The sequence below is a fragment of the Paenibacillus sp. FSL P4-0176 genome (assembly GCF_037975265.1).
GTDB lineage: Bacteria > Bacillota > Bacilli > Paenibacillales > Paenibacillaceae > Paenibacillus > Paenibacillus amylolyticus.
Genome location: NZ_CP150242.1, coordinates 3,801,974 through 3,819,494, shown reverse-complemented (window position 1 = coordinate 3,819,494; position 17,521 = coordinate 3,801,974). Strand labels below are relative to the sequence as shown.

The following is a 17,521-nucleotide window of genomic DNA, read 5'->3' as shown; positions in this document are numbered from 1 at the left end:
AACTAGTAGATTATATTTCCTAATTGTAAAATCACTAAGAAGAGGGAGTGCAAAAATGCAGTCCCTCTTCTACTTTAATCTAATTATGCTTTTGGAATTGCCCCTATTTGTTGAAGCAAGCCAAGCATATCGGGTTGACCATACTCTTCAATAATTTGGCCATTGGAGATCCGATAAAAATTCATTGCATTTACTTCGATTTTTTTGCTCGTTGGTGGAAACCCGAGAAACTCTCCGTCTTGTGTGCCCTTCATGACAAAATGAGCTGCTATTAGATCCTTTTCTGCTACTAGCTCCTTAACAGTCCACTGTATATCGGAAAAACCAGATCTCATCATATGAATTATGGAGAGATAACCACTGGGACCATTCATTGGTTCTTTTTGCATAGGTACATAAAAAACAGCATCTGGAGAAATCAATTCTTCAGCAAGTTCCTTGCTTGCCGTATTAATGAAGTTCGTGAAACGGTGCATTAATTGTTTGTTTTCTGTAATCGTCATATTTAAACCCCTTTCTATTTTCGTGAGCATATGCCTTCACTTAAATTTTATCGCTACTTTAGATAATTGGTAAGTAGGCACCTTTTTGTTATATAGGCACCTTTTTGTAACTATTATTTTATCTCTAGGTTGCAGAGAAGTTATCATTCGTCTCTACAATATCATTGGATATAACGATCTTACCGTTTGCGGTGTTACTTTCCATTAAAAGATGTGCCTTTCCAATCTCCTCGAGTGTAAAGACTCGAGCAATAGGTGGGACTATACCATGTTTTTGGATATGCTCAAATAAAGAGATCAGTGTACTTTCTTTGATAACTTCACTGGTGAACGCTGTAAAAACATGATTCAAAGCTGCAATGAACTGACGTAGAAGGATATATTGGTTATAGGCAATGAGCACGGTAATGGCTGTCGTTTTCCCCAATCCGGTCACAGGGATCATTATTGCAAACAAAGCCAAGCTCGGAATAGAATACAAGATTGAAAACATGTAAATGAGTGATCTAGATACTTTATCAGAGGCCAGAGCTAAGATGGTTAAAACGATTGCAATGATCACAGAGAGCAGCATGGTCAGAATGAGGATCTCCACATGCTCCAATAATGCTTGTACCAACTTATCCGGATGTTTAATGGCATAGTCGATCATTTTAAGTTCCCCCAGAAGCGTTCTTGCTCCTTCGAAGATTGAATGAGTGAGTGCACAAAATCATCTGCAGGATGAGTTACAATTTCTCTCGGGGTATCGAACTGGCAAACCTTCCCCTGATTCATAATCATAACCCTGGTTCCCATCTTGAATGCTTCATTAATATCATGAGTCACGAACAAAAAGGTTTTTTTCATTCCACCATGAATTTTCAAGAGTTCATCCTGGAGATTTAAGCGCGTAATGGCATCCAAGGCCCCAAAGGGTTCATCCAGCAGCATAATATTGGGATCGGTTGCTAATGCTCGCGCAAGACCAATTCTCTGTTGCTGTCCTCCGGACAATTGTGAAGGATAACGTCGTTTGAAGTTCTCTGAATCTAACCCAACCAAAGCTAACAATTCTTGTACCCGTTCTTCGATTTTCTTTTTGTCCCATTTCAAAAGACGAGGAACAGTAGATATATTTTGTTCAATATTGATGTGAGGGAACAAGCCTACTTGCTGAATAACATAGCCAATTTTCCTTCTAAGTTTTACAGGATCAACTCCAGCGATATCCTCCCCAAATATTTTAATAATCCCGTGGGAAGGATCATTAAGCCGATTCACCATCTTCAATAAAGTTGTTTTTCCTGATCCAGAGGAGCCGAGGATTGTAATAAACTCTCCTTCACTTATCGACAAGTTCACATGATCAACTGCAAATTCATTGGAATCTGAATATGTTTTGCTCACATCATGGAATTCGATTGCTGTTGGATTCATGTTAACGCCATCCTTATTTAATGGAATCATAAAATTCTTTTGCTACATCTTCATATTCTTCTTTGTCTACGTCCACTTTTGCGTTTAGTGCGGTTACGGTGTCTGTATCCAATACCGAACTAACCTTGTTGATCACTTCAGCGATGCCGGGGTCCGTTGAGAGCACATTATCACGGATAACAGGCGCCAAGTTATAAGGTGGCCATACTTGTTTGTCATCTTCCAATAGAGTGAACTCGTCTTTGTTCACCAACTGACCTTCAGTGGTATATGCGGGCGCGACATCAGCCTCGTTGTTTCTAAGCACTTCATATTTCAAACTGTTATCATATACTTTGGATGATTTCCATTTGAGCTTGCCATACACTTTCTCTAATGCTGGAATACCGTCAGCGCGCTGGTCAACCTCTCCTTGGGAAGCAAATCGAATCTCACCGGCATGTTTTTGCAAGTCAGTAATGGTCTTGATCCCTAATTTTTGTGATACTTCCGTTCGAATAACGAGACCTGCTCCATCATTTGCTTTTGAATAATCGAGCCATGAGATATTAAATTGCTTTTTGTACTCTTCTTTGACTGTTGTATACACTTCATCCGGATCTGTCATCAAATTCATCTTCAAAACGGCCAACAAACCCGTACCTGTGTACTCTGGGTACATATCGATATCGTTATTAACAATCGATGAATGAATGATGGAACCCGCAATATTGGGAAACCGCTCAACTTGATACCCCGCGCTCTCCAAAGCCAACGCATATAGCTCCCCGACAATTAAATTCTCAGTGAAGTCTTTTGAACCAATTCGTATTGTCGATCCATTATTATTCGTTTTATTACCACATGAACTCAAAATTATGGACAAAACAAGCGTGATTGAAATGGCTAAAACTAATTTTTTCTTTATGTTCTTTTTCATTTGTGTGGACCCTACCTTTGCAAGAATTTATATCTAAACAATACACGTTCAGACAGATCTAAAATAAACCCTATACCAATAGCCAGAATCGCTACTGAAATACCACCAATTAAAAGTAAATCCGTTCGATTGAGCCCTAAACCGGTAAAAATGATCTCTCCTAATCCGCCAGCTCCAATTTTGGCAGCCAAAGTAGCACTGGCGATAATTTCAATCGCAGCGGTTTTAATCCCTGTCAAAATCAATGGTCCAGCCACTGGAAATTGGATTTTCCATCTAATTTGTCGTTCAGACATCCCTACACCTTGTGCAGATTCAAGTAAAGACATGGACACACTTTGTAACCCGGATACTGTATTCATTAAGATAGGAGGGATTCCTAAAATAATGAGAGCGACAAGGGCCGGCCTAATTCCAGTACCCATGATAGGAAGCAACAGAAGTAAGATCGCTAGGCTGGGAACGATTCGTAATGTTTGAAATAACGAAAGGATCCATTTTTCGGAACGACCGTATTTAGTTGATAAGGTACCTAATGTAATTCCGATAAGTGTAGAACCCATCAATGCCAATAAACTGATCTCTAAATGCTGTCTCCAAGAATTCAAGAACGTTAACATATGATTCGAAAAATAGTCACCCAGTTGCATCCATAAACTTTCTTGCAAAACCCCTCCTCCTTTCATTCATTTTCATTTGCTTTTTTTATCGACAGAACTATAATATAAGCAATGTAGTGGTTTTGAAAGTAGGCACCTTTTTGTTGTATAGGAACCTAATAGTAACTATTGGAGGCGATAATGTAGTGATTCCAAAAAAAGATTTGCCGTTGTGTCCCGTGGCAACGACAGTTGGCTTGATAGGTAACAAGTGGAAGTTATTGGTTATGAGGGATCTTTTGAAGGGAACTCAACGATTCGGAGAACTTCGTAAAAGTATCCCGGAGATCAGTCAAAAGGTTCTCACTGAAAATTTACGTTCAATGGAAGAGGATGGAATTGTCATTCGTACTGTTTTTGCAGAAGTCCCTCCGAGAGTCGAATACAGCTTAAGTGATTTAGGAAATTCACTGAAGCCAATTATATTCTCTATGGAAACATGGGGACTCGGGTACCAGAAACTCAATGATGAACTTCCAAACGATATTCATCAGAGTGAATGATGTCAAATTGTTACTCCACGGTCATTTCAAAATAGAATAAATTCCTCTACATCTTCAAGTTAAGTCAATGGAGGACTCATGCGTCCTCCATTAATTCGTATGAGAGAGTTGATCTTCGAACACCAGTTTCTGCAATATTTCTATTGCATGAAGAAAAAACGGACAAGATCCTCATTAAATAATTGGCTATTTAAAATCAAAATGGATATGCACTGTTTTTGGATACATGAATAATTTCAGATGGAAACCTTGCCTTAAAATATTTTTCGACTTTCAGATGAATTCTTTTCTCGTACCATTTCTCCCAGCCGTTCGCCTCAAATAATTGTGGCATCCCTAACCGCTTAGATCTCATCCCCATTTGACCATCACCAATCAATAGCGTATCAATCCAAATTCGATCAGTTATGCCTTGTAACATGTTAGCGAAATTAGGTGAAAAAGGTAGCACAGGGGAAATAGATACTTGTGTATGTATCCCTGCATCATTTATCTTTTTCAAGGCTTTAACTCGTAAATCTATTCCAGGAGCATAAGGCGAAAAAATTCGTTTCACGTCTTCGCGATCTGTCTCGATTGTCATTGAAACCATAATTCTACATTTTTCCTTTAATTTCAGCAGTATATCAAGGTCTCTGGCAACCAGCGGGCTTCTAGTTTGAATTTGAAGTGAATCTGGTGGGTTTTTATCCATTTCTTCCATTAGGCTTCTTGTAATGTTTGCCCTCTGCTCTACAGGTTGATAAGGATCTGTGGCTGATGACATGAATATACTTATGGGTTTATTTTTACGTCTTAGAAGAGAGACTTCCTTTAGATAGTTTTCTGCTGCATTTTTCTTGACATCCACCCACGATCCCCAAGGAATATCCTTAAACTTTTGAATAGGCATTTCTCTGACGTAACAGTATTCGCAAGCAAATGCACAACCCGTATAGGGATTTAGTGAATGAGTAAAACCAATATCTAGATAACCTTTTACTTCACTTAATATTTTCTTAGACACAATGTCTTTGATTTCAATTGGCATGACGCTACCATCCCCTCAATTACTTTTATGCCCACTTCTCCTCTTGCGTTTTATCTTAAAATTTCTCATGCTACTTGAAAAGTAGGCACCTTTTGATTAGATAGGAACCAGAATGTAACTATTAGGTGTTAACAACAAAACAACCGTTTTTATAAATAAAGGTAACGGCAGCTTATCTTTGGCTTGAAAATTGAAAATATCCGCAATAGGACCGTCAAAAGCAATGATGCGGTCGGTAATCGTATTGCGAGGATCGCGGAACGTGACATCAAGTACTTTAAACCAATCCTTATATTGGAGCAATTGTTTCCCTACAATGATGACTTGATAATTACGTCTCGCAAGCGAACCCGGAAATTGGGCATCCTGCTGATTTTTAGACTGTCTTAAACCTTCTGCTATTCCTCCCCCTTCGCGGCTTTTCTTTTGAATGTCCTTACTGAATACAGGGGCAGATATATAATAATGGAGTTTTTTTATCTTTGAGATCCAAACATAGTTTACTCTGCCTTTTTATTTATCTTTTTTGTGATTCCCGGTTTGCCGAAAGTTCTGCTCGTATTGGTTGCCGCATCGATGAGTTAGACTCTTATTTTTCTATGTTCATTTGAGAAAATCAGTAATATCAACGTTCATATGTTCAGTAAGCATTAAGGTTACATCCACTTTCACTTTGCTCCATAATAATGTCATTTTATGAATGTAACCTCTCACCGAATAATCTACCGTTAAACTCAGTTCAGATCTCACTTCATCTATGATTTTAATATGATGTTCCTTTAGCGTTTGTTTCGATTTGTACATCTCTAAAGCAATTTTCTTTTGGGTACCGTCCAGATAGTCAACATACACAGATTTCATTTTGAAGTTTGAAGCGTATATTTTATGCTTATCTACCTCCAGAGCACCTAAAAGATAAGGGAGCTCTACCACCCTCTTCACGAGTGAAAGTTCCTCGAAAGTCTGTCGCACTTTACACGCCTCCTTCTTCAAGTTTCACAGCGACCAATTGATCAAAATCGACCCATTCAAATCCATTCTCCATTTCAATTTTGATTTTCTTTCCAAAGGTACTGACTGAAGTGACGATCCCGTGTATATAACGATTGCCTGACTCAGTAAATATTTCAAAGGTGGCTTGCAATGTATAATTGAGCGACATATCTATATTTTGTGTAATAATCTCCCACTCATCTTCATGGATCAGCGGTTTCGTTAGATAATGAACTTGAGTACGATGCTGTATAATTCGTTCTTTATGTTGAGGAAGCATCATGCGGCTCGATTCCCATAATCCATTGGCCTCCAGTTTTTTGCTCATTTATAATGCCCCCCAATTTTAGATGCTCGATCGATCGCTTGACCCGCAGCCGTAATGGAGCTTGCTCGTAGAATGGCAATGTCGCCAAATCGATCCTTAATGTCGTCCATCACCTGATCAATGGCCCGTTTCTGTTCTTGATCATCAAAAAAAGATAGTTGATATGTATCCGCGTTGGATAATTGAGACAGGGATACGCCTACACGGCGCACAGGTTGCCCATCCCAGTGTTGATGAAATATGCGTTTGGCTATCTTGCATACATCAACGGTTATGTTTGTAGGATCAGACAGTTTAACCTGCCTGTGAAAACCAGTGGGGTGATCAAAATCCGCTCCAGATACACTTACGGATACGACACTACTCATCAGTCCCTTTTTGCGGGCTCTTCTGCATACTTCTGTGCAGATATCGAGAATAACCACTTCGATCTCCCAAGCCTCTGTGAAATCTCTAGGTAGGGTCATTCCGTTTCCAATATCTTTTTGTGTACTGTGCGTGTTGACGGTTACCGGCGAATTGTCGAGTCCATTTGCGACTCGCCAAATGACTTCTCCATTAACACCCCACTTACTTCTTAACTTGGAAAGAGGCGTATTCGCCAGGTCTCTAATGGTTCGGATGCCCATCTTCCACAGATGTTTTTCCATTCTTGAGCCGATCCCCCACATATCGCGGATGGGCTTATCTCCAATGTGGAGGTGTAATTCCTCTTTCTTTAAGTGGAAAATACCCCCCTCTGCTTTTTTAGCGATCATATCACAGCACAATTTACTGATGATTTTGTTTTCACCAATGCCAGCTCTTGCGTAAACGCCTGTTTCATTATAGATTTTGTCTTGAATTTGCTTGGCCAAATCGATTGGATCATTACCGAATAGATGCATAGACCCTGTAAAATCAGCGAATAATTCGTCTATACTGTACGGTTCGACCAGATCGGTGAACTCTTCAATAATGGACATGATTTGAGTGGATACTTCGATATATTCTTGCATGTGTGGTCTCACAATGATCAGTTCAGGGCACTTCTGAAGAGACTGCCAGAGTGGTTCCGCGGTAGACACACCCTTCGCTTTGGCTAGTGGACAAGCGGCAAGGATAATTCCAGAGCGTCTTGCGGGGTCTCCCGCAACAGCTAATGGTCTATTTTTGTATTGAGGCATTTTTGCCTTTTCGACTGAAGCATAAAAGCTCTGCATATCAATGAGCATAATGGTTCGTTGCTTAGTCAACACTGAAATCACTCCTGTACTTTTAAGAACGTATGTTTGTATACATTATAGACCGAACACATGTTCTTTATGCAAGAGGTAAATATTTATATTTAGATTTTGAAAACCCTTGGACACCATAATGAACTGTAGACTGGATATTGTCAGCCACTTTAGCCATCAAAATAATTAGTTCTTAGTTTTATTATTGATGCACAAAAAACCAAGTACTTGTCTCACAAAGTGATAAGTACTTGGTCAATTTGATGGAATTTAAAGATTGAATCATCTTTCGTTCGATTGCAAATTATATTTCCAAATCCAATCTTTCCCCGTTGGATTCAATCACCTTTTTATACCAGTGGAAACTGTCCTTTTTACTTCTTTTCAGGGTACCTCTGCCCTTGTTATCCTTATCTACATAAATGAATCCGTAGCGTTTCTCCATTTCGCCAGTTGAGGCACTAACGATGTCGATGCAACCCCAAGCCGTGTAGCCGATAAGATTAACGCCATCGAGGATAGCTTCTCTCATTTGTTCGATATGATCTCGCAGGAAATTGATCCTGTACGTATCATGGATAGAGCCATCCTCTTTTATGACATCAACCGCTCCTAGACCATTTTCAACGATCATTATAGGGATTCTATACCGATCGTACACATGATTGAGTACGTAACGAAGTCCAACTGGATCGATTTGCCATCCCCAATCATTTGCCTTCAAATAAGGATTTTTGAATCCACCAAAGACATTCCCCTGGGTCTCATCACCTTCTGGGCGGGTACCCACTACATGAGACTTGTAGTAGCTGAAGCTATAGAAATCAACACAGCCTTGTTTTAGCACTTCTACGTCTTCTTCTGCCATCTCAATCTGAATATTGTTCTCATTAAAATATCTCTTGGCAAAGTCAGGGTATTCCCCTCTAACTTGCACGTCGCTGCTCAGCATATTGTTAATCTGATCCATTCTCAGAGCCTTCAACATATCTTCCGGTTTACATGTACTTCCGTAACCATGACTATAATTAATCATACAACCGATTTGGAACGCCGGATTAATCTCATGAGCAAGCTTGACCGCTTTTGCACTTGCTATAAATTGATGATGTAAAGCCTGGAATCTTAATTGCGTACTATCCACAACCGTATTGTTAAATACCCCACTATCATCAACTAATAATGCCCCTGCTATATATGCTCCTGCTGGAACAATTAAACTATTGATCTCATTAAATGTAATCCAGTACTTCACGACATCCTTGTAACGGGTGAAAATGGTCTCACAATACCGTACGTAGCAGTCGATCATCTCTCTGGAAGCCCAGGCATTGAATTTCTCTGTTAGCGCAAACGGAGCTTCGTAATGTGAGATCGTAACGATAGGTTCAATATTATACTTTTTCAGTTCACTGAACACCTTGTCGTAAAATTGAAGTCCTGCTTCATTTGGCGTTACATCGTCCCCGTTGGGGAATATTCTGGACCAAGCAATGGACATTCTGAAGCATCGAAAGCCCATCTCTGCAAACAGACGGATATCTTCTTTGTAATGATGGTAAAAGTCTACTGCCTCATGGGAAGGATAGTTTACACCCTCCTCAATGTGTTTAGTGATCCGTCTTGGAATAGTATGCGTTCCACCCGTCATCATATCTGCTGTACTTGCCTTTTTACCATCAATGTTCCAGGCACCCTCGTATTGATTCGCCGCTGTTGCGCCGCCCCACATAAAAGAGTCTGGGAATACGGTTGTGTTCTTCATTGGAAATTCCTCCTTATATGATCTTAATTAGTTTTTCACCGATCGTAATCGATGGTTTGTCTATAGCAATTACATCTGTAAAGTCATCTGAATTCGTAACAATAATAGGTGTAGTCAGATCATAACCTTTGGCGGCTATTGCATCTGTATCGAATTCGATAAGTAAATCCCCAGCTTTTACTTCATCACCTTCTTGTACATGTACCTTGAAATGTTCACCTTTCAGCTTCACCGTGTTCATGCCAATATGAACGAGGAGTTCAGCGCCATTATTCGAGCTAATACCCATTGCGTGGAAGGTAGGGAATACCGCGGATATTACACCATCGGCTGGTGAAACAAGCTTTCCAACTGTAGGTTCAATGGCGATCCCTTTTCCCATAGCTCCAGTTGCAAAGGCTTCGTCCTTTATTGTTGATAACTCTAGAACTCGACCAGTCATTGGTGCTGTGAGTACATGTTCAGAAACACTAACAACAGGCACACGGTTTGTTGAAGAGGAATTGGCTGGTGTTTGTTGATCCTCTACATCCTCAGGCACATCTTCAAATCCTAAAATAAGCGTCATCAAGAAGGTAACAACAAAGCCAATGACCAGACCAATTGCTGCATGGATTAGGTTCCATGGATTATCTGTGATGAATGCTGGCAACGTAGCCAAGCCGGCAATGCCTAAAGCAGATCGAGCTACACCGAATAAGCCGACATATATTCCACCTACAATACCACCAATGACAACAGCGATCAGTGGTTTTTTTAACCGTAGATTTACACCAAACAATGCAGGTTCGCTAATTCCTAACAGCGCAGTTACGCTAGTAGAGTAAGCAACTTGTTTAAACGCTTTATTTTTGGTTCTTAATCCGACCGCGAGCGCAGCTGCACCTTGAGCAATATTGTGTACGAGCATACCTGGGCCAACAATGCCATCTGTTTTTGTTTGTGCATAAGCAGTGAGGACAACAGGTCCCAAACTATAGTGCATCCCAGTCAGAATCAGGAATGGGAATGCGCCGCCAATAATACCAGACACTAACCATCCTGCGTGTGTATTGACATAGGATACAGCAGAAGCAAGGTAGTTACCGGCAATCGCACCCAATGGTCCTAGAATAATTAATGTTAGTGGTGCCATAACAAGTATTACAACTAAAGGTTTCAAAATGGATTTGATCACGGAAGGAGAATACTTTTCAGCAAATCGTTCCACATATGACAGGATCCATACGGCTAGAATAATTGGAATAACGGAAGAAGAATACGTCGCTTGTGTGACAGGCAGACCAAAGAACGTAACAGGCTCACCTGCAGACATTAACGCCGAAAAGCTAGGATGTAACAAGATACCCGCAATGGTTAAAGCAAAGCCCACATTAGCTTTAAGTTTAACAGCAGCACTCCAGGCGAGTAGCATTGGCAAGAAGTAATAAGCCGCATCCCCGACGAAAGTCATAATCGTATTAAATTGACCGTCAAGGTCAACGAGATCAAAGGTTTTCAAAATAAGAAGAACTGCCTTAATCATGGCACAACCGATCATCGCCGGTAGGATGGGTGTAAAGATTCCGGAAATCGTGTCCAGAACAGTAGAAACTTTTCCTTTTTTCACAGTTGGAGCATCATTCTTGCTTGTAAAGTTCCCTAGCTGCGCAAGGGCTTTATAGACGTTGTTGACCTCATTACCAATAATGACCTGATACTGACCTCCACTACTGGCAACGCCCACAACTCCTTGTACGTTTTTCAGTGCTTCGTTGTTTGCAATCGACTCGTCTTTTAAGTTAAAGCGCAGCCTGGTAGCACAGTGTGTAACACTTTCAATATTTTTTTCACCACCAACAAGTTTTAGAATGTCGGTAGCCGTTTGTTCATGTTTCATTTTTGTTCCCCCTTCAATGTATTATTTTACAAAAAAAGACCTAGAGTTCTATCGAATATAGATATGCTCTATACACGATGGAACTCTAGGTCTTGCCTGCATCACCAGTAACAATCCTAGTATAGTCATTATGGAGCGATGATGGGTCAATCCCTTTCTTCATCAGTCACCCTTTTGATATGAACAGTTAAATACACCAATTCGTCTTCGGTTAATTCTTTCCCATAGTCTACCCGAATCAACTGCGCAATTCTTAGACTACATTGGTACTCTAGCTTATATTTTTCTTTAATAATATTGAGGAAATCGTTATCATTACTTTTCATCACCGTATTGTTAAACAGACGATAGGCAAAAAACTTTAGATGCGTGATCAGTCTGGAGTAGTGAAGGGAGCTTTCGTTAAAGTGAATGTTGAACTGATAACGAATAATATTTAAGACCTTTTGAATCAATTGTGTCATCTTCATGGTATCTTCCATTTCAGATCCGAGCTCTGCATTGACAATATGAAGCGCAATAAATCCAGCCTCATCTTCAGGCAACGTAATGTTGAATTCTTGATTAATCATATCCAAAGCCTTCAAAGCCACTCGATACTCATTGGCGTAGAATGCTTTAATTTCAGACAATAACGCATTGTTGAAGTTCATTCCCTGTTTATAGCGTGATACGGCGAAGTTAATATGGTCTGTTAGCGTCAAATATATATTTTCATTCAGCTCTTTATCCAAGGACTGCTTGGCATATTGAATAATACTATCGGACACACGGATGTACTCCATCGGAATCTGCGCGAGCAGGGCATATAATTTGCCAGTTACATTTTTGGACTTCAGGAAAAATTCTTTCTCAATCTTCTCTGTGTCCACATCGTCTCCTTTTTTCTTCTGAAAACCAATGCCACTTCCTAGAAGCATCATCTCCTGGCGTCTTTCATTTACAGCGCAGACGACATTATTATTAATAATTCGCGTGATTTTCATACGAATCTCCTTTTAAAATGAAACGTTAACAGAATTTAGCAAATAAAAAAGACCATTAATAGTGCACCCATGGTATTAAACTCTACATGTTTGCATATTAATCGGTCTTGCCTGCTGATCAGTAACAATCCTGATTATATTCATTATTTACTTGTACGATTATCTTAGTGGAAGGCGTTAGATTTGTCAATATGGTCATTTGAAGTACTGATGGGGCATTTGCCTGAATAAAACAAGAGGATATCTCCCCTATCCTAGCTTACTTAATTAACTTATTTACAGTGATCATCAGTTCATCCAAAACTTTGTGATCGCCTTCTGAAATGCGTTCAATGACACAGCTTTTCATATGATGTTCCAAAAGCTGCTTTCCTACGCCATTCAATGCGGATTGAATGGAGGCAATTTGGTGCAACACGTCATCACAATACGTATCCTTCTCAATCATTCCTTTTACTCCACGCACTTGCCCTTCAATCCGATTCAACCGGCTAATTAATTTTCGCTTTGTACTCTCCGAATGATGGCTTTTCCGCTCGTTTGAAGATGTATGGTCACATGAGGCGGCCTCAAGTATCGTATCATCCATGTAGATCAACTCCTTTATTAACACATTACCATCCCCCCCTACCCTATGTAAAGGGAGCAAGAAGTATCATGGTACGTGCTAAGAGAACGGCTTGTCATCAACCAAGATTGAATCGGTTGGGCAACCATCTACTGCATCTTGTAAGCATATTATACCCTCCACTCCTACAAAGATATATCAGTCAAAGGTATTTTTTATTAAGAATAACCCCAGTCGGAAGTTGACCGGGGTCATAACAGTTACTTAACTAACTCACTGATTTCAGTGAGATTTTCGGCAAAGCCTACAAACACCTTATCTCTAATGACAATGGTTGGAACAACCTGTTTTCCAGTCAACTTCCAGACTTCCTCAGCGTACTTGGCATCTTCTTCACAATTGTAATCCGTATAGGGAAGCTCACGCTCTTTAAAGTAACGTTTAGCATAATTGCAATCGCTGCAGGTTGGGATTGAATAAATCTGAATGGATTCCGTCATGCCCAATTACTCTCCCTTGTATTTCAATATATATTACGCTCCGACGTTATATCCTTTTTTACGGATCGCTTCTTCAATTTCAGCGATTTGAACTTTAGAATCGTCAAATCGAACTTCTACTGTTCCCTGTTCAAAATTAACGTGGCCTTCAGCGCCAAGAGCGCTAATTGCACTTTCAATTTTAGATACACAAGAACGGCAAGACATACCTTGAATTTTTACAGTTGCTTCTTTCACTGTTTTCACCCCCTTTCAAGCGTCATAGACTTCAAGTTTTCCAGTGTCATTCGATTAACGAATTTGCTGAACTTTTCTTTGCCTTTTGCATGCATCTTATAATAATCAATAATTGCGGTAACGAAAGGAATAAGCTGATCCTCCATTAATCCGGAGTATAGAAGCTTGGCGAAGGAGGGTTTAAGCCCCTTCGACTCGCCACCAACATAAACATCGAACTTATCGCGCATCTTTACGATCCCAATATCCTTAATCAACGGTTCACTTGTGCCTAAGGCGCATCCAGCATATCCAATCTTGAGTGGTGTAGGCGTATCGATACCGGAAATGGCCTGATTTAAATTTTTGGCTGTTTCCATGCCTGCTTCTTCTGCACCTCTACAAAAGTTGCAAGCGATCAGACTTTTGGTTACAAATCCTGCAGGGTTTATTTCAAGACCGCGATCCTCAAGTTTATTTTTGATCTGATCTCGTTGTTCAATCGATACTTCTGCGTATAGTTGCTTAAAGGGTGTCATCTCCACTTTTGAATCTGGACCAATAATCTCACCAATTTTAACTAGTTGCTCCGGAGTGAATAAGCTTCCACCAAGTTGGATTGCTGGACTAATCGCTATTTTAAATTTATCTCCCATGCTCATACCTCTCTACTCACTTTATATCTACTACAAAAGGTACTGTAAAGACTTCCCCATCATGCTGGAATTGGCCCCAGATTTTATAGATTCCGCTATGCGGGAAGGAGGTCATAAACTCCGCTTTTGGACCTGTTGCCTTTTCCTCTGTTGGATGAACATGCAGATATTGCTCTGCATCCTCAGAAAGGATAACAACATGACCTACAGCACCGAGGTATTGTTCCAGATTATTGATCCCTTCGTTCGTTGACGCATCCATGATATTAAAGGTCAGATTTACGTCGTTGTTGGCCTTTTTGGTACTCAATGAAAGTTCGATTTTTTTACCATCCACTTCTTTTACAAGGTTGGAATCCGCTTGAACAGGCTTTTGGGCTTTTTCTGGACCCCCAACGTTCACCCATTCACTGGGTGTAGTACTCGCTCCACCTTTTGGAACAAAGTCGGCAAGGATTTTGTATTCGCCACCGGCTGGAAATGAAGTTTCAATCGCAAACTTTCCATCGCCTTTATAATCAGGATGAATGTGATTAAAGTAAGAAAGATCTTTACTCACTACGATAAGGTGCATTCGTTTTTCGTGGCCCATTTCAAATTCATTAACCGGATTTCCATCGGCGTCCGTGATTTGGATTGTCAGATGCGAATTTTCATTGGCCTTCACATCTGATGCAAAGGAGAACGAGGCTTTAGGGCTACTTGCTGTTGAATCAGCGTGAGGCCCTGCATGATCATGACTCGCACCTTCAGTTTCAGAATTCATCTCAGTATGATTCATACCACCATGTCCATCTGTATGTGCACTTTCTTTAGGGGTTCCGCAAGCAGACAACACACCGAAAGCTAAAACACCGGTTAACATTAGCATGATTTTTTTACTCCTCCTCATCATTTTGTTCGCTCCTATTCTAGTACTTTGACTAGTGACGTACTTTTACGCGTTGCAATCGCAGGGCGTTCAGAACGACGGATACCGAACTCAAGGCCATCGCTGCGCCTGCAACCCATGGTGCTAACAGACCGATAGCTGCAATAGGGATGCCTAAAGTGTTGTAACCAAGTGCCCAGAACAAGTTTTGCTTAATGTTGCGCATGGTCTTACGACTCATGTAGATAGCATCAGGAATACTGGATAGATCGCCGCGCATGAGTGTTACATCAGCTGCTTCCATCGCTACATCTGTCCCCGTACCAATCGCCATACCAATATCTGCAGTTGCCAAAGCCGGTGCATCATTAATACCATCGCCAACCATGGCCACTTTTTTACCTTGAGACTGAAGTTTTTTAACTTCTTCCGCTTTTCCTTCAGGCAAGACCTCTGCACGAACGTGGTCAATACCTACTTGAGCAGCGATGGCTTTTGCCGTCCGTTCATTGTCACCTGTAATCATAATGACCTGAATGCCCATTTCTTTCAGACGGCTCACTGCAGCTTTCGACGTTTCTTTAATTGTGTCTGCCACAGCGACCATACCTGCATATTGACCATCAATGGCAACCAGCATCGCAGTTTTCCCCGCTTCTTCCAAACGTGACATCGAATGATAAGCTGCTTTTGCATCGATATTATACTTTTCCATCAGTCGACGTGTACCCACGAGCAGTTGTTTACCTTCAACCATTGCCTGGATTCCGAAACCCGGAAATGCTTCAAAGGATTGAGTTCCTGGTAGTTCGATATTTCGTTCATGGATGCCCACAACGATGGCTTCTGCAAGTGGATGCTCAGAATTTTTCTCTGCAGCTCCAACAAGTTTCAGGAATTCATTTTCATTGCCAAGAGCGACGACGTCAGTCAATTCAGGTTTACCTTTTGTAACAGTACCGGTTTTATCCAGAAGGATTGCATCAATTTTATGTGTCTGTTCCAGATGTTCCCCGCCTTTGAACAACACCCCTAGTTCAGCCGAACGACCAGACCCCGCCATAATGGATGTTGGGGTTGCAAGTCCAAGTGCACAAGGACATGCGATAACAAGAATCGCAATTGCTTTTTCTAACGAACCTGCAAAATCGCCTGGTGTAACCCAGAAGTACCAAACCACGAAAGCAACTATTGCAATCCCTACAACGATCGGGACGAATATGCCCGAGATCACATCGGCTACCCGCTGAATTGGTGCTTTTGATCCCTGAGCTTCTTCAACAACCTTAATAATTTGTGCAAGAGCGGTTTCTTTACCTACTTTGGTTGCTTTGATCCGAAGAATACCGTTTTTATTAATCGTAGCTCCAATCACAGCATCTCCGACTTTTTTCTCTACTGGAAGGCTTTCACCCGTAAGCATGGATTCATCTACAGATGAGATCCCTTCCAGCACCTCTCCGTCTACAGGAACTTTATCTCCTGGGCGAATAAGGACAACATCTCCTACAATGACTTCATCCACTGGAATGGTAAGTTCTTTGCCATCCCGAACCACTAATGCCGTCTTCGCCTGCAGACTCATCAATGATTTAATTGCCTCTGATGTTCGGCCTTTCGCAAGTGATTCAAACAATTTACCCATAAGAACCAATGTAATAAGGACCGCACTCGTTTCATAATAGAGGGATGGACCATGATGCATCCCGTCAGCCATACTTGACCATTGAATGGTTAAATACAAACTATAGAAGTAAGCTGCAGAGGTACCAAGTGATACCAACACATCCATGTTGGCACTCCTGTTTCGGAGAGCCTTATACGCACCTACATAGAACTGTCTACCAATATAAAATTGTACTGGTGTAGCTAGGATTAGTTGGAACCACGGATTCATAAACAATTCCGGCACATAGATCCATGAAGTGAACGAGAAGTGACCTACCATAGTCCACAACAGCGGCAAGGAAAGAATCGCCGAAATCAGTAATTTCCGTTTTTGATTACTCAGTTCTTTCGCACGATGGTCACTTGCACCACCACTGGAACCGTCTGCCTTCACGATCGCCGTATAACCAAGTTTTTTCACCTTGTTTTTCATGTCTTCGATGGAAACTTCACCAGGGGAAAATTCAACTCGGGCCGTTTCCATGGCGAAGTTTACTGAAGCGTTAGTCACGCCGGGCAACTTGTTCAGGCCCTTTTCAATTTTGTTCGCACATGCTGCACAGGTCATGCCTTCAAGATTGAACTGCGCAACCTCTGATACGGAACCATATCCAAGTTTTTTGATTTTTTCCTCAAGTTCTTTCATTTCCACTTTCGTGGGATCATACGTTACACTTGCCTTTTCCAAAGCAAAGTTAACATTTGCTGATGTGACCCCGTCCATTTTACCGAGGCCTTTTTCGATTTTGTTTGCACATGCTGCACAGGTCATTCCTGTAATTTGTATACTCGACTGTTTTGTCTGAGCCTCTGCTGTTGCCACAATAACTCACTCCCCTCA

At 41.0% G+C, this 17,521-nt stretch carries 19 protein-coding genes; 1 reads left to right on the top strand and 18 read right to left on the bottom strand.

What is annotated here, in order from left to right; all coding sequences use genetic code 11:
* Positions 1-83: 83 nt before the first annotated feature.
* The 5 genes from MKY95_RS17225 to MKY95_RS17205 all read right to left on the bottom strand — a co-directional run bounded on the left by MKY95_RS17225 (position 84) and on the right by MKY95_RS17205 (position 3,509).
* The gene (locus MKY95_RS17225; protein WP_339193549.1) at positions 84-503 is read right to left on the bottom strand and encodes an ester cyclase; all 420 of its coding nucleotides are present in this window, start codon (positions 501-503) and stop codon (positions 84-86) included.
* 124 nt (positions 504-627) lie between these two features.
* Complete coding sequence (locus MKY95_RS17220; protein ID WP_339193547.1) at positions 628-1,155, bottom strand: zinc-binding dehydrogenase; 528 nt, start codon at positions 1,153-1,155, stop codon at positions 628-630.
* Positions 1,152-1,922 (bottom strand): ABC transporter ATP-binding protein, encoded by a 771-nt coding sequence (locus tag MKY95_RS17215; protein WP_339193545.1) that lies wholly within the window; start codon positions 1,920-1,922, stop codon positions 1,152-1,154. The genes MKY95_RS17220 and MKY95_RS17215 overlap by 4 nt, the downstream gene beginning before the upstream one ends.
* 13 nt (positions 1,923-1,935) lie before the next feature.
* Complete coding sequence (locus tag MKY95_RS17210) at positions 1,936-2,841, bottom strand: glycine betaine ABC transporter substrate-binding protein (protein ID WP_339193542.1); 906 nt, start codon at positions 2,839-2,841, stop codon at positions 1,936-1,938.
* Between the two features lie 11 nt (positions 2,842-2,852).
* Positions 2,853-3,509 (bottom strand): ABC transporter permease, encoded by a 657-nt coding sequence (locus MKY95_RS17205; protein WP_339193541.1) that lies wholly within the window; start codon positions 3,507-3,509, stop codon positions 2,853-2,855.
* Between the two features lie 137 nt (positions 3,510-3,646).
* Between MKY95_RS17205 and MKY95_RS17200 the strand changes: the two genes are divergently transcribed.
* Positions 3,647-4,003, top strand: coding sequence for a helix-turn-helix domain-containing protein (locus MKY95_RS17200; RefSeq protein ID WP_036673628.1), 357 nt, complete (start codon positions 3,647-3,649; stop codon positions 4,001-4,003).
* 196 nt (positions 4,004-4,199) lie between these two features.
* Here the strand turns inward: MKY95_RS17200 and MKY95_RS17195 are convergent, their stop codons facing one another.
* From MKY95_RS17195 to MKY95_RS17135, 13 genes are all read right to left on the bottom strand, one after another.
* Complete coding sequence (locus tag MKY95_RS17195; protein ID WP_339193539.1) at positions 4,200-5,033, bottom strand: radical SAM protein; 834 nt, start codon at positions 5,031-5,033, stop codon at positions 4,200-4,202.
* Positions 5,034-5,636: 603 nt separating this feature from the next.
* Complete coding sequence (locus MKY95_RS17190) at positions 5,637-6,005, bottom strand: hypothetical protein (RefSeq protein ID WP_339193537.1); 369 nt, start codon at positions 6,003-6,005, stop codon at positions 5,637-5,639.
* A 1-nt stretch (position 6,006) separates the two neighbouring features.
* Complete coding sequence (locus MKY95_RS17185; RefSeq protein WP_339193535.1) at positions 6,007-6,354, bottom strand: YolD-like family protein; 348 nt, start codon at positions 6,352-6,354, stop codon at positions 6,007-6,009.
* The gene (locus MKY95_RS17180) at positions 6,351-7,589 is read right to left on the bottom strand and encodes a DNA polymerase IV (protein ID WP_339193534.1); all 1,239 of its coding nucleotides are present in this window, start codon (positions 7,587-7,589) and stop codon (positions 6,351-6,353) included. Before MKY95_RS17180 ends, MKY95_RS17185 begins: the two co-directional genes overlap by 4 nt.
* Positions 7,590-7,875: 286 nt before the next feature.
* Positions 7,876-9,336 carry a glycoside hydrolase family 1 protein gene (locus MKY95_RS17175; RefSeq protein ID WP_339193532.1) on the bottom strand — a complete coding sequence of 487 codons (1,461 nt, stop codon included), beginning with the start codon at positions 9,334-9,336 and terminating at the stop codon, positions 7,876-7,878.
* Between the two features lie 13 nt (positions 9,337-9,349).
* Positions 9,350-11,215 (bottom strand): beta-glucoside-specific PTS transporter subunit IIABC, encoded by a 1,866-nt coding sequence (locus MKY95_RS17170; RefSeq protein ID WP_339193530.1) that lies wholly within the window; start codon positions 11,213-11,215, stop codon positions 9,350-9,352.
* Between the two features lie 146 nt (positions 11,216-11,361).
* Positions 11,362-12,201 carry a PRD domain-containing protein gene (locus tag MKY95_RS17165; protein ID WP_339193527.1) on the bottom strand — a complete coding sequence of 280 codons (840 nt, stop codon included), beginning with the start codon at positions 12,199-12,201 and terminating at the stop codon, positions 11,362-11,364.
* A 259-nt stretch (positions 12,202-12,460) separates the two neighbouring features.
* On the bottom strand, positions 12,461-12,790 hold the full coding sequence (locus tag MKY95_RS17160) for a metal-sensitive transcriptional regulator (RefSeq protein ID WP_047843212.1): 330 nt from the start codon (positions 12,788-12,790) through the stop codon (positions 12,461-12,463).
* A 239-nt stretch (positions 12,791-13,029) separates the two neighbouring features.
* Positions 13,030-13,269, bottom strand: a complete 240-nt coding sequence (locus tag MKY95_RS17155; protein WP_047843211.1) for a glutaredoxin family protein — start codon at positions 13,267-13,269, stop codon at positions 13,030-13,032.
* Between the two features lie 33 nt (positions 13,270-13,302).
* Complete coding sequence (locus MKY95_RS17150) at positions 13,303-13,506, bottom strand: heavy metal-associated domain-containing protein (protein WP_339193524.1); 204 nt, start codon at positions 13,504-13,506, stop codon at positions 13,303-13,305.
* A 5-nt stretch (positions 13,507-13,511) separates the two neighbouring features.
* Positions 13,512-14,141, bottom strand: a complete 630-nt coding sequence (locus MKY95_RS17145) for a nitrite reductase (protein ID WP_200904541.1) — start codon at positions 14,139-14,141, stop codon at positions 13,512-13,514.
* A 16-nt stretch (positions 14,142-14,157) separates the two neighbouring features.
* Positions 14,158-15,012, bottom strand: coding sequence for a hypothetical protein (locus MKY95_RS17140; protein ID WP_339193522.1), 855 nt, complete (start codon positions 15,010-15,012; stop codon positions 14,158-14,160).
* A 52-nt stretch (positions 15,013-15,064) separates the two neighbouring features.
* Positions 15,065-17,503: a heavy metal translocating P-type ATPase gene (locus MKY95_RS17135; protein WP_339193521.1), complete on the bottom strand. Its 2,439-nt coding sequence runs from the start codon at positions 17,501-17,503 to the stop codon at positions 15,065-15,067.
* Positions 17,504-17,521: the final 18 nt, after the last annotated feature.

What these genes read in the sequence shown, in the direction of transcription:
- MKY95_RS17225 (WP_339193549.1), bottom strand. Translation starts at nt 503, where the DNA reads ATGACGATTACAGAAAACAAACAATTAATGCACCGTTTCACGAACTTC.
- MKY95_RS17220 (WP_339193547.1), bottom strand. Translation starts at nt 1,155, where the DNA reads ATGATCGACTATGCCATTAAACATCCGGATAAGTTGGTACAAGCATTA.
- MKY95_RS17215 (WP_339193545.1), bottom strand. Translation starts at nt 1,922, where the DNA reads ATGAATCCAACAGCAATCGAATTCCATGATGTGAGCAAAACATATTCA.
- MKY95_RS17210 (WP_339193542.1), bottom strand. Translation starts at nt 2,841, where the DNA reads ATGAAAAAGAACATAAAGAAAAAATTAGTTTTAGCCATTTCAATCACG.
- MKY95_RS17195 (WP_339193539.1), bottom strand. Translation starts at nt 5,033, where the DNA reads ATGCCAATTGAAATCAAAGACATTGTGTCTAAGAAAATATTAAGTGAA.
- MKY95_RS17185 (WP_339193535.1), bottom strand. Translation starts at nt 6,354, where the DNA reads ATGAGCAAAAAACTGGAGGCCAATGGATTATGGGAATCGAGCCGCATG.
- MKY95_RS17175 (WP_339193532.1), bottom strand. Translation starts at nt 9,336, where the DNA reads ATGAAGAACACAACCGTATTCCCAGACTCTTTTATGTGGGGCGGCGCA.
- MKY95_RS17170 (WP_339193530.1), bottom strand. Translation starts at nt 11,215, where the DNA reads ATGAAACATGAACAAACGGCTACCGACATTCTAAAACTTGTTGGTGGT.
- MKY95_RS17165 (WP_339193527.1), bottom strand. Translation starts at nt 12,201, where the DNA reads ATGAAAATCACGCGAATTATTAATAATAATGTCGTCTGCGCTGTAAAT.
- MKY95_RS17160 (WP_047843212.1), bottom strand. Translation starts at nt 12,790, where the DNA reads ATGGATGATACGATACTTGAGGCCGCCTCATGTGACCATACATCTTCA.
- MKY95_RS17155 (WP_047843211.1), bottom strand. Translation starts at nt 13,269, where the DNA reads ATGACGGAATCCATTCAGATTTATTCAATCCCAACCTGCAGCGATTGC.
- MKY95_RS17145 (WP_200904541.1), bottom strand. Translation starts at nt 14,141, where the DNA reads ATGGGAGATAAATTTAAAATAGCGATTAGTCCAGCAATCCAACTTGGT.
- MKY95_RS17140 (WP_339193522.1), bottom strand. Translation starts at nt 15,012, where the DNA reads ATGCTAATGTTAACCGGTGTTTTAGCTTTCGGTGTGTTGTCTGCTTGC.